Origin of the sequence: Nostoc sp. C110, assembly GCF_043099725.1 — a bacterium.
Classification (GTDB): domain Bacteria; phylum Cyanobacteriota; class Cyanobacteriia; order Cyanobacteriales; family Nostocaceae; genus Nostoc; species Nostoc muscorum_A.
The window spans coordinates 2,176,674-2,201,608 of sequence record NZ_CP171148.1 but is presented as its reverse complement, the minus strand read 5'-3'; the positions used below and the strand labels follow the sequence as shown (position 1 = coordinate 2,201,608).

Annotated in this window: 24 protein-coding genes; 11 read left to right on the top strand and 13 right to left on the bottom strand. The window is 41.5% G+C overall.

What is annotated here, in order from left to right; all coding sequences use genetic code 11:
• Positions 1-81 precede the first annotated feature (81 nt).
• From miaB to ACFFRD_RS15020, 3 genes are all read right to left on the bottom strand, one after another.
• Positions 82-1,446, bottom strand: coding sequence for a tRNA (N6-isopentenyl adenosine(37)-C2)-methylthiotransferase MiaB (gene miaB, locus ACFFRD_RS15030; RefSeq protein ID WP_392482163.1), 1,365 nt, complete (start codon positions 1,444-1,446; stop codon positions 82-84).
• 28 nt (positions 1,447-1,474) lie between these two features.
• Positions 1,475-2,056, bottom strand: a complete 582-nt coding sequence (locus tag ACFFRD_RS15025) for a Uma2 family endonuclease (RefSeq protein ID WP_392482161.1) — start codon at positions 2,054-2,056, stop codon at positions 1,475-1,477.
• A 141-nt stretch (positions 2,057-2,197) separates the two neighbouring features.
• The gene (locus ACFFRD_RS15020; RefSeq protein WP_392482160.1) at positions 2,198-3,631 is read right to left on the bottom strand and encodes a carotenoid oxygenase family protein; all 1,434 of its coding nucleotides are present in this window, start codon (positions 3,629-3,631) and stop codon (positions 2,198-2,200) included.
• 169 nt (positions 3,632-3,800) lie between these two features.
• Here ACFFRD_RS15020 and ACFFRD_RS15015 point away from each other — a divergent pair, with 169 nt between their 5' ends.
• A complete protein-coding gene (locus ACFFRD_RS15015; protein ID WP_392482159.1) occupies positions 3,801-4,262 on the top strand; it encodes a globin domain-containing protein in 462 nt (153 codons plus the stop codon).
• Positions 4,263-4,429: 167 nt separating this feature from the next.
• Here ACFFRD_RS15015 and ACFFRD_RS15010 read toward each other — a convergent pair whose 3' ends face one another.
• Positions 4,430-4,582, bottom strand: coding sequence for a type II toxin-antitoxin system HicB family antitoxin (locus ACFFRD_RS15010; protein ID WP_392482158.1), 153 nt, complete (start codon positions 4,580-4,582; stop codon positions 4,430-4,432).
• A 111-nt stretch (positions 4,583-4,693) separates the two neighbouring features.
• Positions 4,694-6,868 (bottom strand): NACHT domain-containing protein, encoded by a 2,175-nt coding sequence (locus ACFFRD_RS15005; protein ID WP_392482157.1) that lies wholly within the window; start codon positions 6,866-6,868, stop codon positions 4,694-4,696.
• A gap of 64 nt (positions 6,869-6,932) precedes the next feature.
• On the opposite strand from ACFFRD_RS15005, the gene ACFFRD_RS15000 reads away from it, so the two are divergent.
• A complete protein-coding gene (locus tag ACFFRD_RS15000; protein ID WP_392482156.1) occupies positions 6,933-7,697 on the top strand; it encodes a thioesterase II family protein in 765 nt (254 codons plus the stop codon).
• An 88-nt stretch (positions 7,698-7,785) separates the two neighbouring features.
• Here the strand turns inward: ACFFRD_RS15000 and ACFFRD_RS14995 are convergent, their stop codons facing one another.
• Together ACFFRD_RS14995 and ACFFRD_RS14990 are read right to left on the bottom strand one after the other, a co-directional pair.
• A complete protein-coding gene (locus tag ACFFRD_RS14995) occupies positions 7,786-8,187 on the bottom strand; it encodes a biopolymer transporter ExbD (protein WP_163935129.1) in 402 nt (133 codons plus the stop codon).
• Positions 8,171-8,824, bottom strand: a complete 654-nt coding sequence (locus ACFFRD_RS14990; protein WP_114083339.1) for a MotA/TolQ/ExbB proton channel family protein — start codon at positions 8,822-8,824, stop codon at positions 8,171-8,173. The genes ACFFRD_RS14995 and ACFFRD_RS14990 overlap by 17 nt, the downstream gene beginning before the upstream one ends.
• 342 nt (positions 8,825-9,166) lie before the next feature.
• Between ACFFRD_RS14990 and ACFFRD_RS14985 the strand changes: the two genes are divergently transcribed.
• The 4 genes from ACFFRD_RS14985 (at position 9,167) to ACFFRD_RS14970 (ending at position 13,650) form a co-directional block, all read left to right on the top strand.
• Positions 9,167-10,669 (top strand): TonB family protein, encoded by a 1,503-nt coding sequence (locus ACFFRD_RS14985; RefSeq protein WP_392482155.1) that lies wholly within the window; start codon positions 9,167-9,169, stop codon positions 10,667-10,669.
• 394 nt (positions 10,670-11,063) lie between these two features.
• A complete protein-coding gene (locus tag ACFFRD_RS14980) occupies positions 11,064-11,561 on the top strand; it encodes an Hsp20/alpha crystallin family protein (protein ID WP_190961341.1) in 498 nt (165 codons plus the stop codon).
• A gap of 801 nt (positions 11,562-12,362) precedes the next feature.
• Complete coding sequence (locus ACFFRD_RS14975; RefSeq protein ID WP_114083336.1) at positions 12,363-12,608, top strand: hypothetical protein; 246 nt, start codon at positions 12,363-12,365, stop codon at positions 12,606-12,608.
• A gap of 10 nt (positions 12,609-12,618) precedes the next feature.
• Positions 12,619-13,650 (top strand): hypothetical protein, encoded by a 1,032-nt coding sequence (locus ACFFRD_RS14970; protein ID WP_392482154.1) that lies wholly within the window; start codon positions 12,619-12,621, stop codon positions 13,648-13,650.
• Between the two features lie 250 nt (positions 13,651-13,900).
• Here ACFFRD_RS14970 and ilvA read toward each other — a convergent pair whose 3' ends face one another.
• Positions 13,901-15,412 carry a threonine ammonia-lyase, biosynthetic gene (ilvA, locus tag ACFFRD_RS14965; protein ID WP_190961342.1) on the bottom strand — a complete coding sequence of 504 codons (1,512 nt, stop codon included), beginning with the start codon at positions 15,410-15,412 and terminating at the stop codon, positions 13,901-13,903.
• A 398-nt stretch (positions 15,413-15,810) separates the two neighbouring features.
• Between ilvA and ACFFRD_RS14960 the strand changes: the two genes are divergently transcribed.
• From ACFFRD_RS14960 to ACFFRD_RS14950, 3 genes are all read left to right on the top strand, one after another.
• Positions 15,811-16,113, top strand: coding sequence for an RNA-binding protein (locus ACFFRD_RS14960; RefSeq protein ID WP_012407557.1), 303 nt, complete (start codon positions 15,811-15,813; stop codon positions 16,111-16,113).
• A 202-nt stretch (positions 16,114-16,315) separates the two neighbouring features.
• On the top strand, positions 16,316-16,750 hold the full coding sequence (locus ACFFRD_RS14955) for a hypothetical protein (protein ID WP_228058166.1): 435 nt from the start codon (positions 16,316-16,318) through the stop codon (positions 16,748-16,750).
• 235 nt (positions 16,751-16,985) lie between these two features.
• Positions 16,986-17,993, top strand: a complete 1,008-nt coding sequence (locus ACFFRD_RS14950) for an aldo/keto reductase (protein WP_392482153.1) — start codon at positions 16,986-16,988, stop codon at positions 17,991-17,993.
• Between the two features lie 644 nt (positions 17,994-18,637).
• Here ACFFRD_RS14950 and ACFFRD_RS14945 read toward each other — a convergent pair.
• The 3 genes from ACFFRD_RS14945 to acsF all read right to left on the bottom strand — a co-directional run bounded on the left by ACFFRD_RS14945 (position 18,638) and on the right by acsF (position 21,268).
• Complete coding sequence (locus tag ACFFRD_RS14945; protein ID WP_392482152.1) at positions 18,638-19,462, bottom strand: alpha/beta hydrolase; 825 nt, start codon at positions 19,460-19,462, stop codon at positions 18,638-18,640.
• A gap of 148 nt (positions 19,463-19,610) precedes the next feature.
• Positions 19,611-19,877, bottom strand: a complete 267-nt coding sequence (locus ACFFRD_RS14940; RefSeq protein ID WP_392482151.1) for a Precorrin-3B methylase — start codon at positions 19,875-19,877, stop codon at positions 19,611-19,613.
• 314 nt (positions 19,878-20,191) lie between these two features.
• A complete protein-coding gene (acsF, locus tag ACFFRD_RS14935) occupies positions 20,192-21,268 on the bottom strand; it encodes a magnesium-protoporphyrin IX monomethyl ester (oxidative) cyclase (protein ID WP_190934414.1) in 1,077 nt (358 codons plus the stop codon).
• 366 nt (positions 21,269-21,634) lie between these two features.
• On the opposite strand from acsF, the gene ACFFRD_RS14930 reads away from it, so the two are divergent.
• Entirely contained in the window at positions 21,635-22,129 is a 495-nt protein-coding gene (locus ACFFRD_RS14930; protein WP_190961348.1) for a TM2 domain-containing protein, read from the top strand.
• 74 nt (positions 22,130-22,203) lie between these two features.
• Here the strand turns inward: ACFFRD_RS14930 and ACFFRD_RS14925 are convergent, their stop codons facing one another.
• Together ACFFRD_RS14925 and ACFFRD_RS14920 are read right to left on the bottom strand one after the other, a co-directional pair.
• Positions 22,204-22,824 (bottom strand): DUF2996 domain-containing protein, encoded by a 621-nt coding sequence (locus ACFFRD_RS14925; RefSeq protein ID WP_392482150.1) that lies wholly within the window; start codon positions 22,822-22,824, stop codon positions 22,204-22,206.
• Between the two features lie 227 nt (positions 22,825-23,051).
• Positions 23,052-24,107, bottom strand: coding sequence for a DMT family transporter (locus ACFFRD_RS14920; protein ID WP_392482149.1), 1,056 nt, complete (start codon positions 24,105-24,107; stop codon positions 23,052-23,054).
• A 252-nt stretch (positions 24,108-24,359) separates the two neighbouring features.
• On the opposite strand from ACFFRD_RS14920, the gene ACFFRD_RS14915 reads away from it, so the two are divergent.
• A complete protein-coding gene (locus tag ACFFRD_RS14915) occupies positions 24,360-24,722 on the top strand; it encodes a hypothetical protein (protein ID WP_392482148.1) in 363 nt (120 codons plus the stop codon).
• Positions 24,723-24,935: the final 213 nt, after the last annotated feature.

The following is a 24,935-nucleotide window of genomic DNA, read 5'->3' as shown; positions in this document are numbered from 1 at the left end:
AGAAGGAAGAAATGCTTAACTGAACTGTATTGAAATATGAGGTTCCTTTTCCCCTTAACCTTTTGCCTTTGCCCCTGTTGTTTATACTGGTATGGCTTGTCTCACTTCAACTGGTTCACCTGTCAGGCTAAAAGGGCGAACTTCGGTAATTTTTACCTTCACTAACTGCCCTTTCAATTCTTTGATGTCCCCACCGAAGAATGTCAGACGATTACCATCTGTGCGTCCCATCACCTGGGTTTGATCTTTAGGATTTTGGTCTTCTACTAAAACTTCTTCGATACGTCCAAAGTAACGTTGCGATCGCTCGGCTACTTTCAAGTTTCCTAGATGATTGAGCCTTTGGAGGCGATCGCTTTTAACTTCTTCACTTAGTTGATTGTCCCACAAAGCGGCTGGTGTCCCTGGACGCGGCGAATATGCTGCTGTGTTCAACATATCAAAGCCAATATCTTCCACCAGTTTCAAGGTATTTTCAAACTGTGCTTCTGTCTCCCCAGGAAAACCAACAATCGCATCAGCGCTAATGGAAGCATCTGGCATATACCGCCGAATGGTATCGATAATGCGGCGATATTTTTCATGGGTATAACCCCGCGCCATCGCCTTCAAAAGTTCATTATCCCCAGATTGAAAGGGAATGTGGAAGTGTTTGCAGACTTTGGGTAACTCAGCGCAAGCTTTAATTAATCTCTCTGTAAAATAACGGGGATGGCTAGTAGCAAATCTTAGCCTTTCAATCCCTGGTACATCATGCACGGAATAAAGTAAATCTGTGAAGTTGTGCAGATGCCGACCTTCTGGTGTTGTTCCTGGTAAATCTCTACCGTAAGCGTCAATATTTTGACCAAGTAAAGTAATTTCTTTGTAACCTTGCCGTCCTAATTCTTCCATTTCAGCCAGGATTGCTGAAGGTGTGCGCGATTGTTCAATACCACGCACATTGGGAACTACGCAATAGGTGCAGCGTTCGTTACAGCCGTAAATTACATTTACCCAAGCTGTGACTTTACTATCCCGTCGCGGCTGGGTGATATCTTCAATAATATGAACAGACTCGGTTGCCACAACTTGGTTGCCGTCAAACACCGACTCCAGCAAATCTTTAAGGCGGTTGGCGTGTTGTGGCCCCATTACCAAGTCTAATTCTGGAACTCGCCGCAATAGCGCTTCACCTTCTTGTTGGGCAACACAACCAGCAACTATGAGGGTTAAATCAGGTTTTTCATGTTTGCGCTTCGCTTGTCTGCCAAGGTAAGAATATACCTTTTGCTCGGCATTATCCCGAATTGTGCAGGTATTGTAGAGAATTACATCTGCATTATTCGGATCTTCTGACCATTCAAAGCCCATGTCTTCCAAAACGCCAGCCATGCGCTCTGAGTCAGCTTTATTCATCTGACAACCGAAGGTAGTGATGTGGTAGTGGCGTTTAGAAGTGGTCATGTTGCTTAGTTAACCAGTTAGAGTGAGGTTATTCTTTAGCCTCAAAGTCAACTTTATCATAAATATCTGATAGAGGGATTTGAAATTGAATAGAGGATAGTGTTAAGATAGTATTCTCTTCTTCATACTCTGAGAAAATCCATTTATTTTCGTCAGTTTTAGAATACTGTTCTACATGATTTTTGTATTGATCGATCAGAACATATTCCTGAAAACTGGGAATGGTACGATAAGCCGCAAATTTTTCATCTAGGTCATAGCTTCTGGTAGATTTGGATAACACTTCACAAATCACTAAGGGATTAGTAATTGTATCTTTACGTCCCTCAGAAAACTCTAGTGAACCTGCAACAACCATGACATCAGGATATGTATGAATTCGCTTTTTGGGAATCCATAGACGTTGATCGGCGACGAATACTCGATAAGGTTGTCGCTTTAAAGCAAAATTGAGGGCTGCATAAAAATTACCAGCTATTTGGTTGTGATTTGGTGTTCCACCTGTCATGGGTATAATTTGACCATCTATATATTCATGACGATATTCGGAAATGACTTCTAGCTCTAGGTATTCTATAGGAGAATAGTCGCGTTTTTCTTGTAATTGCATAGGGCAAGATTTTTTGGTATTTTTGATTTTGCATTGACCAGATGCGATTAAGTCTGATCAATGCTATTCGTTTTTACTGTAGCGTTGTTTTTTAACACAGAGGAACGCTAAGGGAAACGCAGAGGTAACGCAGAGGGGTTATTAGGCTGGGTTCCAGGTGCCGTGGAAGCTGTGAGGGATGACACTGGGTAATCCTAGTTTGCAAACGGGTTCGGCATCCAGGCGATCGCTATCAAATACCCAAACTTCGCTACTATGAGAATTACCATCGTAGACAACGGTTAGCACCCAACTTTGCTCAGGGTTTTGGGTGTCTTGGGCATGGATGGGTTCTGAAGGATAACGGGTTTCTCCAAAGTCTGCTTCGGTGAGGGTTTCGGTTTTGTTGTCGAAGCAGGCGATCGCATTTAGTACTTCTTGGCTAATATCTGTTTCTGAACGGAATGTTGACATATATGTGTATCGAGAAGCTTGCCCCACGTTTTGCTGTGGTACATTCGGGAATTCACAATGTCTGTTTAATAGTTGCTGAATTGACGTAACTTTGCCAGTTTGGGGATGCAAATGAACTCGCGTTAGTGTAGTTTTAGCTGAAGTGTGAGTCTCACCTGTAGCTACTTCCTTAAGATATTGGTTAGTTTGAAAATCTTCATAACGGGCAATATCTATAATCACTGAACCGCTAGCATCTACATAACCATTAGCAAAATGCCATTGAAACCAAGGTTCGGTTTCTCCACGACTCACCACAGATAGGGTTTCTCTGTCAAAAACTAAAATCTGAGTTCCTAATTTAGGTTGCCACTCTAGCGAATCACTATAGTTGTTTATTCCTATTAGCACGGGTAAAATATTCAATCGCACTGGCGGAAGAAAAAATACAAGATACTGTCCTGCTAAAACAAAATCATGCATCACTGGTATACCGTCTAATTGGTATGCGGCTTGTTGGATAATCCGTCCAGTCGAATCGCTTTTGTAAATATTCAGCGTCGCCTTTTGTCCAGGGCTGATGCCAAAGTTAAAAATCTCACCTGTTTGCTCGTCACGCTTATAATGTGCGGAATAGTTTAATCCTTTACTTAACCCCCCTAAATCATCTTCGCCCCAAGTTTCTAAAGTTTGTAAATCAAGTGCGTGGGGTTTACCACCTTCCCACAGTGCCAAAAGTTTATCTGGAAGTGCTAGCACCGAAGTGTTGGCAGCATTTTTGAGGGGCTTTTGCCATTGATTCCAAATTGGCCCCGGTGCAGTCATGCCATAATTACCGTAGAGTAGTTTACCTGCTGCGGTTTCTTCTTGATAGCCAGAGGTTTGCACGTAGCGATAAACCCCGGTTGCAACTGCATCGGTAAAATTTACAGCCAGAATTGCCCCATCTCCATCAAACCAGTGTCCCATACGAATGCCACCGCGTTCTAGGCGTGCGGGGCCATTGCGGTAAAGTCTGCCACGCAAGCCATCTGGAATTTTGCCAGAGATAATTGGCAGTTGGGTAGAGGGAAATTCTGTAGCTGGTTTAGCGATCGCACCTGCCCAGGTTTTTTTAGTTGACTTTTCCTCAATGGTATGCATATCAAATTTTGTTTGATAAATTATGGATGTACATAACTGCATTCTTACATTTTCATCTTTGATGCAGTTTTTGAAATGATATTACTCGTTAACTGAGCTAGCTCATAGTAACCAATAGGAATAATCACTAAAGTGAAGTCAATCAAGATTCTAAGTGGTTCCAAAAACTATGGTTAGCCAACAAACAATAGATATCGTCAAATCTACAGCACCTGTTTTGCAAAAGAACGGTCAGCAAATCACAACTCGGATGTATGAAATTATGTTTCAAAACCATCCAGAGGTTAGAGAACAATTTAGTATGGCGGCTCAAGCAGATGGTTCTCAGCCTGCGAGATTAGCAACAGCAGTTTATAGCTATGCTAATCAAATTGATAATTTACCTGCTTTAAAGTCGATGGTGGAAAAAATTGCCCATCGTCATGTGCAGACTCATGTTACACCAGAGCAATATCCTATTGTCGGAGAAAGTTTACTGCAAGCCATGAAAGATGTTTTGGGAGAAGCTGCTACAGAAGAAGTAATGGCGGCTTGGACTGAAGCTTATCAGGCATTGTCTGAAGTGTTCATTCACAGAGAACATGATATATATGTGGGTGAAGAGAAAAAACCACAGCTTTTGCATTCCTAACGACAGAAGTTAGTACAGCATTTCATTAATTCGTAGCAAATTAAATTTGGCAATACCCTACAATGCCAATGCGTCAGCTTGTGTTGTTAATACATCAGCTTGCATTGTTAATGTATCGGCTTGCATTGTTAATGCGTCAGCTTACATTGTTAATGTATCGGCTTGCATTAAAAAAGTAAACGATGAAGTGCTGTCTCAAAAAGTGAGAACTCTTCTAAATAAAGTTCCGTAGCTTCCCATAAATTAACAATAGCTTCTTCTATCATCTCTCCTTGGCTGGCGGTTCCCACCTCTGGACGTTCAGCTACATAAATAAACATCCTCTTCCCAGCGCAAGATTGCTGTAAAGGTTCGAGTTTTTATATCCTTAGCCTATTGCAATAAACTTATAGAGCGTTTATCTGGCTATGTTTTCATTTTCCTATTGTTGCTTAACCACCTGTAACCAGCAACATCCGCGCCTCAATCGCTTCCCAGGTTTGGGGTGACACCCGCACTGCTGCTTGTTTGCATTGGATGATGAGGTAATTGGCGTAGAGATAATCGCGCAGTGCTTTCGTTTCTTCCTTAGATAAATCGATTATTTCTAGAGTGAGATTGAAAGCATTGAGTAAGGTTTCTTGGAGGCGGTTAGCAAATGCTTGACGTACTTTCTCTGGCTGTTGCTCATCAGGAATTGTAGCTTTAAGTGCTTTCAGTTGGGCGATCAGCCCAGTAGAGTTGAGGTTATTGAAGATGTCTAATTTTTTTAGATCATCAGTATATTTGATGGCATCGCCGATGGCGTTGGCGATGGCGTTGGCGATGGCGTTGGCGATGGCGTAGGCGTAGGCATAGGCGTTGGCGTAGGCGATGGCAATGGCGTTGGCGTTGGCGATGGCGATGGCGTTGGCGTAGGCGTAGGCGATGGCGTTGGTGTAGGCGTTGGCGATGCCGATGGCGTAGGCGTTGGCGATGACGTTGGCGTTGGCGATGGCTTTGGCGTTGGCGTTGGCGATGGCGATGGCGATCGCAGCTGCACGTTTACCCACAGGTTTAAAATCTCCTGGCGATCCAACTGTTACCTGTTCTGCCCAATTTAATAAAGCTTGTAACTTCGGGGTATTAATATATTTTTGCGCTTCCTTTTCCATCAGCAGCAGCAAATCATCTGCACCACCGCGCATTAACCCAGCTACTAACAAAAACACCTCTTTCCAACGTTGATCTGTCACGTGTTCAGTAACTAACTTCTCAACTTGGCGATGGTCATCAATATATTGTGCTGTTAAATATTCCTGTAACGTCAGATGAGAGAAAGAAAAGACATCCTCAGCGCGTTCTACTAAAATTCCTTGTTGAACAGCGATCGCATTCAGTACTGATTCCCCATCTAAATGCTGAGGTGCATTCAAATTACTTGCTAAAAATGTTTTAATTTGCTGAACAATATCACGCTGAGAAAAGAATAGCCTGTCAGATTCAAAACCTGTATAAGCAATCTCTGATAGTAATAACTCTTCTAATTCTGTATGCAGTCCTTGATAAATCTCATCTCTGAGAATTCGCTTTTCTGATGCCCACTCTTCTAGCAATATCCGCAGTGCCTTTCGGTAAAGAACACTCCGATTATCTGGAAAACTTTGAGAACGGTCATAAACTAAACACAGAAATGTCAGCAATAAAGGTGTGTGCGCCAACTCTTTTGCAGCTTCATGTTCTGGTTTTTGCAGTAACTCCCAGCATTTCTCGCCTGTCTTCGCCTGTTTGTCTGCTTCACAATGAAACCAGTTATCAATAAATTGCTGAATTTGATCGTCGTCAAAATCTGCCATTCCCACATCGCTAAAGCGGCGAAAACTGCTGTGATAAGCCGCCGTGCGACAGGAGGCAATGAAACGATTTTTATCGTACTTATCAACAAAGTTCTGAATTTCGCTAATTGCTTCAGTCAAATTTTTTGTTGGTACTTCATCTAACCCATCCAGCAAAATTAGTAATTTACCTTCTTCTAAAGCTTTAACTGTAAATTTATCTGGTGATGGAAAGCCACAAATCCGAAACTCTTCAGTAATAAATGCTTTAATATCGATATTGCCAGATGCAAACCTTTTCAATTCGATAAAAACTGGAATGCAGGCGTGTTTAAACCCTCCTTTTTTACCTTTGAGCGTTTCTAGTCCCATCTTCCGCACAAATGTAGACTTTCCTGCACCAGGCCCACCCAGCACCATCAGATATTGTTTATTATTAGCAACTTTAATTCCTGCTTGTTTTTTACCATCGTGAGATTGAAATCCTCGACTTGTGGCTTGGCGATAGACTTTTTCTAAATTCTCAATAGATTCAAAACTACGGATAGCATCATCATCTAAAAACTGTACTGCTGTATAGACCGATTCCAACTTCACAGGTTCACGCATTCCCAATACTTTGAGAATGCCATGCCGTTCTTCGTATTTCTGCACATATTGTTTTGATGCAGCAAAAATTATCTCCCTAGTTTTTTCGTCCAGGGTTTGACCAAATATTCCTAGAACCTTACCGCCACCTCCCCAAAGGATTTGGAAAATCGGAACTGCTAAACCGCTAACGGCTTGTGCGGCGAAAGATTCTATTCCTGTCATAAGATTATCAGTTAATATACTTAAAAATTAAAGCAAAGTTGTATTATCAACTCTAAGTTATATTATGACAACTACACCAAGCTTCAATTCCTGGGTTATCTGTCCCCAAACAAATCCACAAGCAAACTTGCGTTTATTCTGCTTCCCCTACGCTGGTGGTAGCGCGGCAATTTTTCGCACATGGCCTAATAATCTACCGAGTAATGTCGAAGTCTGTGCTGTGGAATATCCGGGACGGGGAAGACAGATTAAGTCAGCACCCTTGACGCGATTAGAACCTCTTGCTGAAGCGATCGCTCCAGTTCTGTTACCATACTTAGACAAACCATTCGCTTTCTTCGGTCATAGTATGGGCGGATTAGTTAGCTTCGAGTTAACCCGTCTACTTCGCTCTCAGTATAATCTTACTCCCTTTCACCTCTTCATCTCTGCTCGTCGCGCTCCGCAATTGCCACCCATCAAACCACCCCTGCATATCCTCTCAGACCATGATTTGCAGGACGAGCTACGCAGCCTTAACGGTACACCCAAAGCAGTGTTAGAAAGCGAGGAACTAATGCAGATATTTCTCCCGATTTTGCGGGCAGATTTTGCAGTTCTAGAAACTTATATTTACACTCCAAAGCAGCCACTGGAGTGTCCTATTACTGCTTTTGGTGGTTTGCAAGACCAAGATGTTGGTCATGAAGCTTTGCAAGCATGGCGAGAACAGACTATCGCTGCTTTCTCATTACATGAGTTCAACGGAGACCACTTTTTCATCCATTCTCACCAAGAATTATTACTTAAATTTATATATCAAGAATTGCAGATGCGTAACGGTAGCTGATATTAGTTTTTAGAGAAAAAGGAGTTAGGAGTCAGAATATCGAATTTTCCTGACTCTCTGAACTTCTGATGTACAATATTTCTACTTTTTACTTTTGCGTAGCGATCGCTAACTTTGCCCCTTCAACTTTACGAACCCGATCCATCACCGCTACTACTCGACCATAATCAACTTTCTCATCAGCATTAATAATCACCAACACGTCTGGGTTAGAACCAACTAAAGCACGTACTTGTTCTGTCACATCATCAACTGCAATTGGTTTCCGGTTCAGACTTACCTGTTCTTTGTCATCTACCGTAATCGTAATTCTAGTTGGAACTTGCTGTTGTTTTGCTGTGCTAGCCTTCGGTAAATTTACTGGTAAACCTTCTGAGCGGGTTAAAAACAGAGTTGACATGATAAAAAATGTCAAAATTGCAAAAATCACATCAATCATCGGCACGATGTTGATCTGTAATGGAAGTTCTGGCTCATCTGGTAGACGCATACGTTTTTTCTCCTCTTTCATAACGACGGCGGTAGAGTAATTCTAACTGTCCTCCATACTCCTGAATTAGTGCAATTTGCCTTTGGTACAATCCCCGGAAGGTATTAGCAAACAAGAGTGTAAAAATAGCAACGATCAATCCTGATGCGGTTGATACCAAAGCTTCACTAATCCCAGATGTAACGCCAGTTGTTTTAGTACCTCCCACATCACCAAGGTTTAGGGAGGCAAAGGAGGCAATCAATCCTAACACAGTACCGAGAAGACCTAATAATGGTGCTAGCCCAATAATTGTCTCAAAAATGTTTTGGAAACGTTTGAGTACAGGTATCTCAGCCTGAGCTTCGCTTTCTAATGCCAAACGAAATTCCTCTGGATTTGGCTCTTCCAATTCTAAAGCCGCAAGAAAAATCCGTGCCAATGGTAAATCTGCGTTTTTCTGAAGTTTATCCATTGCGCCGACAACATTATCAAGACGGTAGAGATTCAAAACCTCTCGCACCACACGGTTTTGACGCTGATTAATCCGTACCCAAAACCTGATCCGCTCGATGATCAGTGCCACACCCAATACCGAAAACGCCAACAGGGGCCACATGACCACACCGCCTGCTGCAAACAAATTCTGAATTCCCATGTAGTGCCTCTATAACATCATCCACAATACAAAATCAGACTACCAGAATCTAGTTCAAAGCTGAAACTTTTTCTCAATAAAATATAAAATATAATGATAACTTTTTCAAATGTAGCCATCATGATTTTTATTTAATTGTTCGTTTGCTTTGCATAAAAAAAATTAATTGGATTGAAACAAAAATTAATTTTGTTCAAATACCATGATATTGGTGGTTTTAAAAGATGTTTTTGCTAGTGAAGGGTTCCGTAAGGCGATCGCAATTAATTTTAATTTTTGACTTGATATTTGTAACCTTGCATTCTAAGATGGCTAAATTAGTGAGAATAGGTAGCAATAGCTATGAGTTTTTCTGGCATTACTGTCGAGCAACGTTCCAAAGAAGTTGAGGCTCTCAAGTCTTTTCTGACTTACAGTCTGATAGGTTCACTGGCGCTGCATATCGGCGTACTGTCATCAGGCATAAGTAATTATTTGACGAGAGTGCCTACAGGAGAAGATGAAGCGATAGAGGTAGCGATCGTGGATTCTCCGGCTGTGGAAGCAGAAAAACCGCTTGAAAAAATTCCAGAAGAACCCAAAAAAGAACCTGAAGTTGTTCAAAAACAATCTATAGAAACTCCACAAATACAAAAACCAGTACAAGAATTGATTGAAAGATCGACAATTCAACCAGTTCAACAACCGCAACAAACTATTCAAAACCCACAGCCAGTTCAACAACAACCACAACAAACAACTCAAAACCCACAGCCAGTAAATAGGGAAATTGCTTCCAAACCATTCGTCCCTGTGACAACTGTTGCTCCTCAGAGTGGTGGCGGTGGTGGCGGTGGCGGCTCTGGTGTTGGTTTAGGCTCAGGTAGTGGAATTGCTGTAGGTACAAGCAGCGGTACTGGCGCTGGTGGAGGAACTGGCACTGGCTCTGGTGGTGGCATTGGCAGTGGTACTGGCACTGGTGTTGGCTCAGGAATTGGCTCTGGCACTGGTAGTGGTGTTGGCTCAGGTAATGGTAGTGGTATTGGCTCAGGTAATGGTAGTGGTATTGGCTCAGGTATTGGTAATCAAACAGAAAATCGTCCGCCAGTAGCAACAGCGCCAACAGCACCAACATCTCCAAAAATTAACAGTTCAGGGAATGGTAATGGTCGTGCAGCCTGCCGTGAATGTAATGCCAAATATCCAGAAGCAGCAAGGCGGCGAGGAGTTGAAGGTAGAGTAGAAGTAGCTGTTGATACTGATGCACAAGGCAATGTTACCAATGTTCGGGTTGCTCGCTCCAGTGGAAACCGCGATTTGGATGAAGAAACTGTGAGACAGGCGCGTGACTGGAAATTAAAACCCGCAGAAGGTGGTAGACAAGGGGTATCAATAGCCACTGAATTTGCCATACAAGGTTCACGGCGATCGCGCCAAGTTCAAGAACGGAAAAGACAAAGAGAAGCAGAAGAGAGAACCCAACAGACAACGGCTGCTAACTCCACGGAAGAAACCCCAAAACGTAGGCGCAGAGAGTTGACACCTTCATCTAATCAAGCTACGGTCACAAGACCGGCAATATCTGGATTTAGTCGGCGACTGGAACCTCAAAGAAGGGAAAGTACTAGTACAAACTCATCATCTGGAGCTAGGACAACTCCTTCTCAAGGAAGTGCAAGAGAATCCCTACGCCGTATCCGTACTGAACGAGCGGGTAGTAATTCATCACAAAAGCCACAACCAACCGCAAATCGGCGGCGGCGAAGAGATAGCTCTAACCAGAACAAGTTGCGGGACTCGTTGCGCCGTTTACGCCAACAACCTCAATCGCAACCTGCTGCACCGCCTGCTACAAGTCAGGAGTAGAGATGTAGAAGTGTTACCAATACTTTTCGGATAAACCCAATAATCTCTCTTTTGGTCTGGGGAAAGGTTAAAGGGGAAAGGGAAATTCAAACCCTTTCCCTTTCCCCTTTCCCCCTTAACCGAAAAGTATTGGAAGTGTTACGTCTCTAGAAGGATGTAGAAATTCCTGATTTTTTGTGAGCATTTGAGCAGGTACGGTTATTGCGATCGCACATTGTTATAAAACCGAACCTGCTCAACTTGAAGGTTGATTTAGTCTAATAACTAGGAAGCTTGAGATTGAGCTTTGTGCAATTTAAGATTGCTTAATAACCATTTTATCAGCTGTTTGCAAGCTAAGAAGCTTGAAATTGAGCCTCCTAAGACAAAATAGTTCATCTTAGAGGTAATAGTTATGGCACTGATGCGTTGGAACCCATTCCGGGATAGTGAACGTTTAGAACCATTTCGGGATACTGAATCTTGGGAACCATTCCGAGAAATCGACACCTTGCAGAGGCAAATGAATCGTTTATTTGACAGATTGATGCCAACTACTAATGGTGGTGAGAGGTCTGGATTTATATTTAGTCCTGCTGCTGAACTAGAAGAAACTGATGATGCAATTCGCTTGAAACTAGAAGTACCTGGTCTAGAAGCAAAAGATATCAATGTAGAAGCAACTCCCGAATCAATTTCAATTACCGGTGAGCGTAAAACTGAAACCAAGAGTGAAGAAAACGGTATTACTCGGTCTGAATTCCGTTATGGGAAATTTCAGAGGATAATCCCGTTACCTTCCCAAATTCAAAATGACAAAGTGCAAGCTGAGTACAAAAATGGTATTCTCCAGTTAACTTTGCCGAAAGCGGAATCAGAAAAACACAAAGCCGTCAAAGTCAATCTTGGTTAATTCAATTCAATATTCGGGAGTCTTGGACTTTCTCTGATATTTTGATTAGCGATGAGAACCGCCTTCTTAAAGGGAGGTGGTTCTTCTTTATACATAAATTGCTTTGCTACTCGTCACCCATCTACTATGGGGAAGAGGGCTTAAAAGTGATCTACTTTATATAATTGGCAATTATACACACTGGTAATAACTTGATTTTTCCATCAATAAAAGTAGAAGCGAATAATCTTGCACTCCCCTATGCTCAATTTCCCTGATGAAGTTGATGAAAATCGTTTCTGCATCCAGATGAATCAAAATCAGGGACTGAAGGATACTCTGGTAAGATTTAATTCACAGTCTATTCAAGCACCTCCAAAAGGTCTTTAAGAAACTATTGTCGAAGTGTAATCTTATCCAGCCAAACTAGTTTATGCTTGCCTTTTCTTGGCAAGATTATTCCGATATGTACTTTTCAATTTACAAAAATGGCATGATTGAGAGAGATTGTGCTTTAGTTGAAGACTACCCATTTGTATCGAAAGTGCATCACGTTAGGCAACAACAGCTAGTTATAGACAGTAGGAATTGTATTCACAATCAAGCATCATAGAAATGGTGGTAGTTTTTGCTCATCATCAACTATATGCTGAGATGATAGTCAATGGCTAACTCTCAAGTTGCTCATCTGTACTTTATGTTCAATGTCAAATTCACTGATTTGAATAAAACTTCTACATAAACACACACTGATGCAGTTTGATTTGCTTGAATAGCTATATTGATAGGACGTTGATCCGAAGGCAATTCACAATCCTGATTATGGCAAGTAAATTCATTGATGTTAGAGAATACACTGTCAGGGCGCACAAAAGACAGATTCATACTCGTGTTTTCCAGTTTGTCTGTAAAGAGTGTAACGATCTGACAAAACGCGAGACGTTCGGGCCTCGACCTTTATATTGTGAGAGATGTCGCCCTCCCCAAGCACCTAAGAAATCTCAGCCAACATCTCAAAAGGCAAAACCCAGACCAATGTCTTACAAAAGTGACATCGATTTAAATTGATTGAAGCCTTATGACTCAAAATGGACAATTAGAACCACCTCCGGGCACTTTTCTCTCTCCATTGTTAGAATTACGAGACTATTATGCTCGCCTCACGGAAGAGTATGAACGCCTTTTTGTGCAGGCGCGATCGCAACTCGATCATGTAGAAGCGTTGTTGTCTAACTGGTCTTTTTCTGATCCCAACAAGCAGATATCAAGACTGACGGCGGCTGATGAAACCTCAAATGTATCCCCAGAAGGCTCTCTGCGGTTTTTATCACCTCTTGATGACATGGACGAAATCAACTTGGTGGAGTCTCTACAGTCAGAACCCACAGACTCGGATAAGGTTGAGATCGATAATTCCTTTTCTGCTGCTGTTGATACAAAAGAAAGAAAACTTCCAACTACATCGCCAGATGCAAAGATAGCCTCAGAGAACAACGATAGTTCAACGAGGGTGGCAGAAATCCCCATGCTACCCCAGTACAATCACGCTATCTCCCGAATGGAAGCCATTAAACAGCTATTGCAAGAGCAGATAGGCACAGTCTGTCATATCGATTTCATTGTGCGATCGCTTTATGGAGAGTTAGATTCCAATTTATTCAAAGTTGTTAAAGGTAGGGTTCAATCTTCCCTCACCCAAGGTAGAGAAAGGAATTACTGGGTAACTATTCCCGATGAGCCAGGTTGTTATACTCTGGATTTAAATTTGGTAGCCCCAAGTAAACGCAATGGTGCTTCTAGAAGCAAAAATAAGAAGCCTTTTGTACCCCCGCCAAAAGCAGTACCGATGCTCAAAGCCTTTGAGGGTCAATTTTTAATTGATGCTCTCACCTCTCTGTTTGAAGAAAATCCAGGTAAAGTTTTCAGCGTTGCTGAAGTCATCGCCGGAATTTATGGAGAACTAGATTCTCAGCAAATTAGAGAGATTAAAAATAAGGTGTTGAATGAATTATCTAGAGGCTATCGGACAGGCAGATTCTCTAGGGTTCCTAACGAAATCGGCTTCTATACTTGGGACTCCAATCTGATAGTGAAGGGTAGTTCTCGTTAAATTGGCATAGGGATTAGGTGACAGGTAACAGGTGACAGGTGATAGGGAATAATCTGTAACCCTGTACCTGGATTTCTCACAAGTGAGAAATCAAGGAGTGTGGGAGGTGTGGGAGGTGTGGGAGGATGGGGAAGAAATCTGACCCCGCACACTCCCCACACTCCTCTGCCTACAGTATCGTGAGAAATCCGGGTGTACCCTGTAACCTGTACCCTGTAACCTATTCCCTTCTTCACTCCCCAATCCCCTGCTATCCCAAAAACAGCTTGTATGCCGGATTCTTGTTTTCATCCCAATAGCGATAGCCCAGATTATCGAGAAAAGCTTGCCACTCTTCCATCTCATGGGGAGGAACCTGGATACCAACTACTATTCGTCCGTAGTCTGCACCGTTATTACGGTAGTGAAAAAGGCTAATATTCCAGTCGGGACTCATGGAAGTCACAAACTTCATCAATGCGCCGGGACGTTCGGGAAACTCAAAACGGTAGAGTAATTCATTATGAGCTAGGGGAGAGTGCCCACCCACCATGTGCCGCAGATGTAATTTAGTTAGTTCATCGTCTGTTAAATCAAGAGTTTCAAATCCTTGAGCTTCAAAGGTTTCTACCATCTTTGCAGCATCAGCACGGTTTTGAATTTGCACACCTACAAAAATATGGGCTGTTTTTTCATCAGCAATGCGATAATTAAACTCTGTAAGATTACGGTTGCCAATACATTCACAAAACTGGCGAATACTTCCCCGTTCTTCAGGAATTGTGACTGCAAAGATTGCTTCCCGACGTTCGCCTAACTGGGCCCGTTCTGCCACAAAGCGGAGACGATCAAAATTCATGTTTGCACCACAGGCTACGGCAATTAAGGTTTGTCCCTCAATTTGTTCTCGTTCTGCGTAGGCTTTGGCAGCTGCGATCGCTAATGCACCGGCTGGCTCTAAAATTGATCGCGTATCCTCAAACACGTCTTTAATCGCAGCACAAGTATCATCAGTATCCACTAAAATGATTTCATCTACATATTGCTGACATAAACGGAAGGTTTCTTCACCTACTTCTCGCACCGCCACGCCATCAGCAAATAAGCCCACTTGAGACAAACGCACCCGATGTCCGGCTTTGAGTGATTGAGACATCGCATCAGCATCTACTGGTTCAACTCCAATAATCTTGATTTCAGGACGCAATCGTTTTACATAAGCCCCAATCCCAGAAATCAATCCGCCACCTCCAATTGCGACAAAAATTGCATGGATGGGTTGCTGATATTGTCGTAAAATTTCCATCCCAATGGTTCCCTGTCCAGCAATTACATGAGGGTCGTCAAAGGGATGAATAAAGGTCAAACCTTTTTCCACTTCTAATTCACGGGCATAGCTATAAGCATCGTCGTAGGTGTTTCCATGTAACACGACTGCTCCGCCCCTCATTCTCACTGCGTCCACCTTGACTTGAGGTGTAGTTATGGGCATGACGATAATTGCTTTGGTTCCCAAGCGATTGGCTGCAAGGGCAACTCCTTGAGCATGGTTGCCCGCAGACGCTGCAATTACACCCTGTGCCAAGATATCTGGTGGTAGTTGCACCATTTTGTTATAAGCACCCCGAAGTTTAAAGGAAAATACTGACTGCATATCCTCACGTTTCAACAGGAGTTGATTATTCAACCGCGCAGACAAATTTGGTGCATACTCCAGTGGTGTTTCCTGGGCAACATCATATACACGGGCAGTCAGGATTTGGATAAGGTAGTCGCAATACATGGGTGTCAAGGTGTTAGCAAATGCCGGATGAAAACTAATTTTACGTTACAAGCGATCGCACTGGTTTTATTTAATTCCATCTTTTGTAATTTTGGGTGAATAAAATTTCAATATTACTAATCCTTTGGGAATAGAAATAAGTATCAGTAATTGAGCTTTTTTAGTGGCTTAAAATTTAGTGCGATCGCTGGTAGGTTCATTTTAAAAGAGTTTCGCCAACCGTCCAGATATTTAGCTTAACAAATAAGTATAATGTTGCTTATGAACATAAGTTTTCAATTTATGATAAAGTATCGATAGAAGATTAAATTCGGCTGTGTAGTTTGTTTTTATAGATACTTGTATTACAGACCTCTCCGCATCTAAATCTCTGCACCCTCTGATTCTGGAGATATTGTATGTCAATTTACGTTGGTAATCTATCTTATGAGGTTAAAGAAGAGGACCTCCGCCACGTTTTTGCAGAATACGGAACGGTAAAAAATGTTCAATTACCTATCGACCGAGAAACAGGTCGGATGAGAGGTTTCGGCTTTGTAGAAATGGAATCAGACGCACAAGAAACAGCAGCAATTGAAGCCCTTGATAATGCTGAGTGGATGGGTAGGAGCTTAAAAGTGAATAAAGCTAAACCCAAGACTGATGGAGGTTCTTCTGGCGGTAGAAGGGGTGGTGATGGTGGTTCCTCTCGCCGTTATTAAGGTCTAAAGCTAAGAATTTAGCTCTAAAGTCTTGAGGGCAGACAAGAAGGCTGTCTGCCTTTTTTTGTGCTTCTGTTAATTTTTGTTAGCCTAGTTTTCCGTAGGTATCGTTTTTGTAATAGGTGTAGCAGCCATGAACCCAGAAGCTAAACATATTGTTAGCGAACTAAGGCATAAGTTCTACTCTAACTTCGCTGCTTCTATGAATATGCCGGTGATCGTAACTGGTACATCTTATAGTAGTAATTCCCCGATCGCATCTTGGATGGATCGTAGGGAAAGACTGAACTATGTAAACGTATATGCTTATACCGCACCTGATGAATTTGTCCCATTCCGTCCGTTCATTCTTCGACTGGCTATAAACAAGAGTGCTGGGAGAGTGGCGACGTTCAGAAAAGGACAAGTCTGCCGAGGTCTTAATTTGATGTGGGACTTTGAATTAACTGTGCTACCAAAAGAAATCTTAGACTTTCTTCCCTGGATAGTTAATTTAGTGGAGGCTCATGACAAAGGTTCGTCCTTATTGCTACAATCACCACCTCATTCATTTGAATTAGAAGTGCCAGAGGTTGGGTTTTTTAATAACGCTTGGACTCAGAAAGCTAGGCTTCTTGCAAATTCGACAATATCTTAATACTTAGTGATTAAGTTGCTAGTTAAAAGCAACTAAAAATATATATTATCTAATACAAAAGTAGCGAACCTACTTTGGTGAATGTCCAAAATATTTGTCAACTTTTAAAACAAAATAGACAAGGTTGCACGACTGCTAGAAGATTCTCCTCATTTATCAGCTAATCCTGCTACTTGTGCGTTAATACCTGCAATATATGCCTGATAATTAATAAGGCAATCTACAGAGAGCAAACATGCAGACTCTCCAAAAACTCTCCCTCCCAAGCATGGGCTGCGGGACTTGGGCCTGGGGCAATCAACTGCTTTGGGGATATGACGAAAGTATGGATGACCAGTTGCAAGCGGTGTTTAACCTTTGCGTAAACAACGGTGTGACTTTATTTGATACGGGTGATTCTTACGGAACTGGGAGATTGAATGGTCGAAGTGAGTTACTTCTGGGACGATTCAACCGAGAATATATAGGTTCAAACAAAGAAAATATTTGTATTGCAACTAAGCTTGCTGCTTACCCGTGGAGATGGACACGGCAATCAATGGTAAAGGCTTGCAAGTCATCTGCCCAACGCCTAGGAAAAAACGTAGATTTGGTACAGATGCACTGGTCAACAGCAAATTACGCCCCTTGGCAAGAGGTAGGGCTGTTAGATGGTCTTGCGGATTTATATGAGCAAGGACTGGTTAAGGGAGTAGGACTGTCCAATTATGGGCCTAAACGGCTTAAGCAAGTGCAGAAAAAGTTTGCTGAACGAGGTGTTCCTATTACTACTCTGCAAGTTCAATACTCTTTGTTGTCTACATATCCTGTCACCCAATTAGGTCTTAAAGACCTTTGTGATGAGTTGGGAATTAAACTGATTGCTTACAGCCCTCTAGCTTTGGGACTGCTGACAGGAAAATACTCTGAGCAAGGCCCTTTGCCTAAAGGTATTCGAGGTCTGCTGTTTAGGCAGATATTACTAGGAATGCGTAGACGCGGAGCGGCTTCTGCTGGCAGTTCGCTTTTGGGATGTTTGCGAGAGGTGGCACAGTTCAGAAACAAAACCATGTCACAGGTAGCAATTAATTGGTGCATCTGTAAAGAAACCATTCCCATCCCTGGAGCCAAGAGCGTAGAACAGGCAAGAGAGAATATTGGTGCTTTAGGTTGGCAATTAAACGTCAGCGAGATTGCAGAGTTAGATAAGGCGGCGGCGAATGTAGGCAAGAAAATGGTACAGAATATCTTTCAAACTAAGTGAAATTTCAACGTTACTTAATTTAAATTTGCAAAAACCTGGTTTAAGTCTGAAAATAAAAATACTTGAATTTTATATAAATCCAGACATAAATATCTTAATTATGTCTGATTAGTTAGTAATACAAATTACTATTTTTAGATTATAATACAGTACTATTTCAATAAGTATATTATCAAGAATAGCTTTTATATAAATAGATACATATTGCGGTTCAGTTAAGCACCACTTGTACAAAACCGTGGGTTTTAAGACGCGATAAATCGCCGTCTCTACAAGTATTTTGGTCTTACCTGAACTGTATTGCGCTATAATTAAGATTTCTTAGAATATATTTTTAGATAAGACTTTTTAAAGACTTAAATCAATTAGTTATGTCCTAATGTTTGGTCTGACGAACTTGATTTTTAAAGTTTACTAAGAAAGAATGAATATTGAGTCTAACATCTTGTAGACACTCTTGGTGACAACTTAACCTTATCCAATGTCCACAGTCCGCGAAAGCGGACTTTTTTTTATGCAACCTCAAGTTGTAATCGATTATTTAAATAAATAGGCATAAATAAACAATGAGTAATAAGTGTTTAAAATTTTATGATTATGAGAGTAATTAAGGAGGGTTAAAGGAGAATATAATTACGGTATAATTACTGATTTGCCTTTACAAGATTAGTAAAGTCTTGCAAAACTTTCTGATACTTTTTTTCAGCTACCCAGAATAAATCATTATGATTTGCCTCTTCAACCCACAAATGAAGTTTTGGCGATATTGCAGCATTAAACAACTTTTCTCCATGAGCAAAAGGAATGACATCATCTGCCTTGCCATGAATCACTAGTATCGGACATTTTACTTTTTTGATATTGTCCAGACTGGGAAATTTGTCAAAAGGTAAAATCTTAAAAGGTACTATTACTTGAAAAGCGGAAATAAACGAACTTTCAATAATTAAACCAGCTATCGGTTTTCGCATTGCTAAGTTTACCGCAGAACCGCCACCAACCGAACGTCCCAAAACTATAATTCTTTCAGGTGGTATTTTTAAATTTTCGGTCAAATAATTGTAAGCGCTATTAATATCTTCGTATGCGTGGCTTTCTGTTGCCTTGCCTTGACTCGTACCATAACCACGATAATCATAAGCAAAGACACTAAAACCCCATGCGTGTAATTTTTCTAGGATTTGTTTAATATCTCCTAAATCTTCAGAATTTCCATGAACATAAAGAATAGTGTAATTAGCTTGATTGTTTAATAAATATGTAGCTGAGATATTTGTATTTTCTCCACTTTTTAACTTAATAATTTCTGAATTATCCTGATAACTAGAAGGACGAGACAAAAAAATCATACTATCTGCCCAAAAATATACATATCCAGCAAAAAATATATAAATAAATATGAAAGATTTAAGCAGTCTTTGCCAAGTAAAATCACCAATTAGCAATTTTATAAGTTGCTGTTTTTCCATTAGTTTTTATTTTTATTTCCCTTCAGCCTAACCATCAATGATTTGTTTATAGAACTTACGCAAAACTACACGCTGTAGAGGCAATACTCTACGATTTATCCAACAGGTACCCGCAGAGTATTGCCCCTATCTAAAAATCCAGTAAAGACTATTTTGATTTTCGTGCTGATTTGGGCGGTGTTCGGTGTGCGCCAAAGTACTTCTCACTGCGATAGCGCAACCACACCCGCAACACTTGCGGAATCTGCTCTTTTTGTTCTTTATTCAGTGTATTGTAAAGGGCTAATGCGCGATCGCGCTCACCCCGACAAGCAGCGTTATTATGAGCATCCCAATAGCTGCGGGCTACCCGAATCCGCCGACAGACTTCTTTAATCAGCGCTTCTCCTGTGAGTGGAACGTCCTGCTTTGCCATACTCAGATGCGATAAATTTCTAATGCCATTGCACTTGTGTACAGGTTATGAGTGTTACAGGCTGGTACTTATTTGGGAATACTCTGAATTAGGAGTGATAAGGAAGGCGATCGCGCTAACACTTTTAATTCAAATGTACTATACACCTTATAACCATTCCTATCTTACAAAAAAGACGTATCAATACTCACTAATCTACCAGGACTAACTAAGATGGGATTTACTGAAGATATCGGCTAACCTATAATATTTAAGACAAAAAAGTGGCTCTGCAATCAGCAGAACCACTAAAGCTTTCGCAAATCTGTTATAAATTAACGAACTGCCCCTTGAGCAGAAACAGTATCAATCGGTTTCATCAGGTACAGCCGTAATAACTGCCAGCCATTGGAGATGTAAAGTGGCAGTTTTTGGAAGAATTGCAAGAATTTGGGAGTGTTGGAATTAGCGATCGCACCCAGCTTCTCGTTATTGCTGATACAAGTATCCAATCGCTGATAAAACTCAGGATTCTCTACATCCAGCATTAGCGGGAACACCCGACCGGCGTTTTCGTTAGTCTTCTGAATTACATGAATGTCGTATTCTCGTGCATCCAATCCCAGGGTTGCATAAAAGTCCTTGCGTTGGATGTCATTGAGATACATTGTCGCAAATACCGACAACAGGAAGAACCGACTCCACAGCCGTGCTTTCCAATCATTCAATATTTGTGGCTGGGATTTCATGATGGCATCAAAGAAATCGCCGTGGCGGTTTTCATCTTGACACCAGTTCTCAAAGAACCGGAAGATTGGATAAACCCGGTCTTCGGGATGTGCTTCTAAATGGCGATAAATGGTGATATAGCGCCAATAACCGATCTTCTCAGAAAGATAAGTAGCGTAGAAGATGAATTTCGGTTTAAAGAAGGTATAACTGCGACTCTTAGTCAAAAACCCTAAATCTAGGGACAGATTAAAGTCCGACAAAGCTTTGTTCAAAAAGCCAGCGTGACGTGCTTCATCCCGTGACATTAGGTTAAAACACTCTGCCAAAACAGGGCTTTTTCCTTTCAAGCGACGGCCAAGTTCTTTATATAGCAAAAAGCCGGAAAACTCTGCTGTACAGGAACGTTCTAGAAACTCAACGAACAATTTGCGAGTTTCCCCGTCAATATGATCCCAGGATTGGTCAAACTCCGCATCCCGAACAAAGTGATGGCGGTTGTAGTCAGTGCGGAACTCTTCGAGAATGGCTTGTAACTCGTCTTCATTGACGGAGATATCCATCCGCGCCATTTCATCAAAATCGGTAGTATAAAACCGAGGTGTTAACAGGGTTTCTTTTGCCGGGACTTTAATCCCTGGCCGGATTTCTTCAAAGCCTGGTTTTTTGAGGGAATCTACCATGTCTTGATTGCTCTTTCGTCTTTATTATCTTAAGTAGACCAGAAAGCCAAGGTTAAAGCTCTGGCAAGGCGTAACAGCCCACAATAATCCAATTGTATAAAGTTTAGTCTACCAAGGTGCGGGTGAGAAATTTGTAAGTAAAAGATTAAGAGTTGCAACAATCATTCAATATTTACGGAATCAAAAATCGCGGATTAGTAGTCAAATAAACGTAGTTCGGTGATTAGCAGGGTTTTGATCGAGTGGAGTAGCACGCATTTTTTGTATTTTAAATCGCCATAATCTCAGTAATTTTCTGTAGTTGCTACTACAACATAGAAAACCCATTTTAGACAACAAAAGCAAATCCAAAGGGTTGAAAACAAGATGAATCTTGAAAACAATCAGCATAAAGACCGACTTCTTGTCTCTTACATCTTGTGTGCAGTTGGATTTTTCGGATTAGGAGGACTGCACCGCTTATACAATGGCAAGATAGGCACGGGTTTGCTGTGGCTGTGTACTTTTGGTTTGTTTTATATAGGGCAGACTGTGGATTTGCTTCTAATCCCTGGCATGGTTGACGAATACGAACACAAGCTGAGACTAAAAGCAGGTGTATCTCCCTTTGGAGTGCCGTTGAATCAAGCAGTGGTTGCCTCTCAAGTCCAACACCCAACAGGCAACCAACTGATGATTAAACTGATTGAAGCGGCGGAAAGCAAGGGTGGTATTTTAACTGTTACTCAAGGCGTGAAGTTCACGGGAGCTAGCTTTGCAGAAGTGGAAGCTACCCTCAATGAAATGTACAAATCAGGTTATGTAAAAATAGATAACGACCCCAATACTGGAGCCGTTATCTACCATTTCCACGAACTTTAAATTTTCATTTGTCCTTTGTCATTTGTCATTTGTCCTTTGTTAAAAACCAATGACTAATGACTAATGACTAATGACTAATTTATACCTAGCCACTTTTGGCCGTCCAAGCGCTGAACTAAGCCAAATACCAACAAGTCGAGGGTAATTTTGCGCTCATCGATTAAGAAGGACTCAAGAGTGCTAGGTTTTTTGCCTTCATTACAGGAAAATCCCTTTTTCCCTTGAATATCTTCTTCGGGGAAATACAGGTTAAACTGACGCAAACCAATTTCTTTCCAACTGCCGATAATTTGCCAGCATTCTTCAGCAGATTCAAAGCCAGTAATTGGCACTTTCTGCTTGGCAAAAGACACCTGTAAATCTTGCACACCTTTTTGAGCGATCGCTTTTTGTAAAGCTGGCAAGTAGTCTTGCTCGATAAACTCTACAAACGGCTTGTCTTCAACAGATGGGGCTTTTTCTTTTTTGGCGGTTTTCGCTGCGGGTTTTTCTTCTGCGGCTGCGGGTTTTTCTCGCTTGGGGGGTGTCGCAGTTGGTTTAGCAGCGTTTGGATCTGGCGCGTTGGCAGTAGGAAGGTCTGTGGCTTCAGGTGAGTCTGTACTCGGAGCGTTTTCTTCAGCCACGCTGGGAGCTTGCTTGTCAACAGTGCTGGGAGCTACTTCTCCCGCTTGATTGTGATTGGTTTGGTCTGCCATTGCTCAGGTCAATCCTTTAATCTAGCTTTGGGAGCGATCGCTCACCTTGATGTATCGGGTATTTTTATTTTGACATACTAATGCAGCAAGGCAGTAATAACTGTACAGTTAAAAATAACGCAAAGGCATAGGGTATAAGCTTTCTTGCCTTCTATTCCCTACCGCTTCAATTTTAGATTTTAGATTGTTCAATCCAAAATCCAAAATCTAAAATTCTTCCGTCTCATTCAAATCCCCTTGAATCCCATATCAGTTTCTACCTGTTGCTGTGCCGGAATCGAACTCACTTTGCCAGACGCAATGCTAGAATTCTTACGCCAATTACCAACTTGGCTCAAAAATATACCTACTAAAATCACGCTACCGCCAATATATTGAGGTAAGGTAGGGGCTTCACCCAAAATTAAATAGGCTGCTAAGATGCCCACAATTGGGCCAAATGAGCCAATTAAGGAAGCCGTAGATACAGTAGAAGTTTTCAAGCCTTTAATCAAAAAAGACTGGCCTAGCACCACAATTAACCCACCGTAGAGAAACATCCATTGCCATAAGAACGGTGAGAGGACATCAGCAAAATGATCTTTGCCATAGAGGACTAAAGCAATGAAGAAAAAGATTATGGTTCCTAGTGCAGTCCGAAAGATGCTATAGATTCCCAAAGGGATCTGTGAAAGATATTTCTTACCAATAATTGTAGAAGCGCTTCCAGCTATAGATCCTACTGCTGCTAAAAGTTCCCCTATGCCTAAACTGAAACCTCCCATATTCATCATGGCTTCTGTTGGAGGCTGAAGGACAATAGTTAGGATAACACCGACAAACGCTGCGATCGCTCCGATAAATTCCCAAATATTTACCCGTTCCCTCAACAACCAGACTGATAAAGCTAGAGTTAGAGGCGGTTCCAAACGTCCTACCAAGATGACATTATTTACCCCTGTGACTGAAAGTGCCTGGAAAATTAAGCCAGGGGCTAACGCTCCCGATAAAATAGCTACTGCTGTTAAACTGAGCCAATCTGTCCTTGAGAGTTGCTTCAAAGTGGCTTTGTTCCACTGTCGCCCATAGATGAGGATCAAAAGTATCAAGGCGCAAAGGTTTCCCACAAATAAAACATTACATAAAGAAATCGGATTACGCTCCCCAATAAAATGTTCAGCACCGATTTCTGTTAGCCTTCGGGTAACTGCGCCGGATGCTGCAAAAATTAGCATTGCTAGCCAGAGATATGTTTGTCCTGAAACTCTATGAATTAAGCGATGTGGTCTTTTGGGCCTAGTCACAATAACACGACTGCAATAAAAGCATTGCTCATTATAAGTTGCCGTCACGCAGTTCAGAATGAGGTTTTGTTGAGAAAATACTTAAATTATGCTGTGACTTTGAGTTACCATCATTGCCTGAGAAAGTGCTGAGAATCAACTAAATTTTCTCAAAGGATAAATTCATGAAAATAGTGGCTTAGTTTCAATAAGTTCTCACTCCCACCTGAGATGCTTGGGATGTTCAGGATAAAACAGAAAAGAGAGTCACAAATGAAACTCGCACCCTTACTTACAAGTTTTGCTTTGGTTGGTTTTTTCACAGTTTGGGACGTACCATTAAAAGCGATCAATCCGTCCTTAGTGCAGGCATCAGCAGCCGAAGAATTGTCTGTAACACAGAAACTAGATTTGCTTACTAAAAGTAAGGGTCAGATTGGTAGTGGTGATCAACTACGTCGTTTCTTTTTTGCTGACTTGGAGCCAATCGGTATCCAGTTAGGTGGTGCAGGTCATGTAGTTAACCTTTATAACAAAGCTAATAATGTCACATTCGCTTACTGTTCTCACTACGATGTGATTGTAGCGATTAAGAAAGGTAAGGTGACAAAGTTTGAACCCAGCGAAGTGAAGTAATACTCAATCCATTTTCTAATTAATATTTGCTAAGACCAGAGGAGCAATTGGATTACATCTAGGACTTACGCAAAACTACATGCGGTAGGCGCAATTCATTAATTGTCTCTACCAGAAAATCAATGTTTTGGCTATTTTTGCGTAAGTTCTGACATTTATTTAGGTTGCGATGTCTGACAATTGTCAATAAGCAATAGTACTTAAAAATATGCT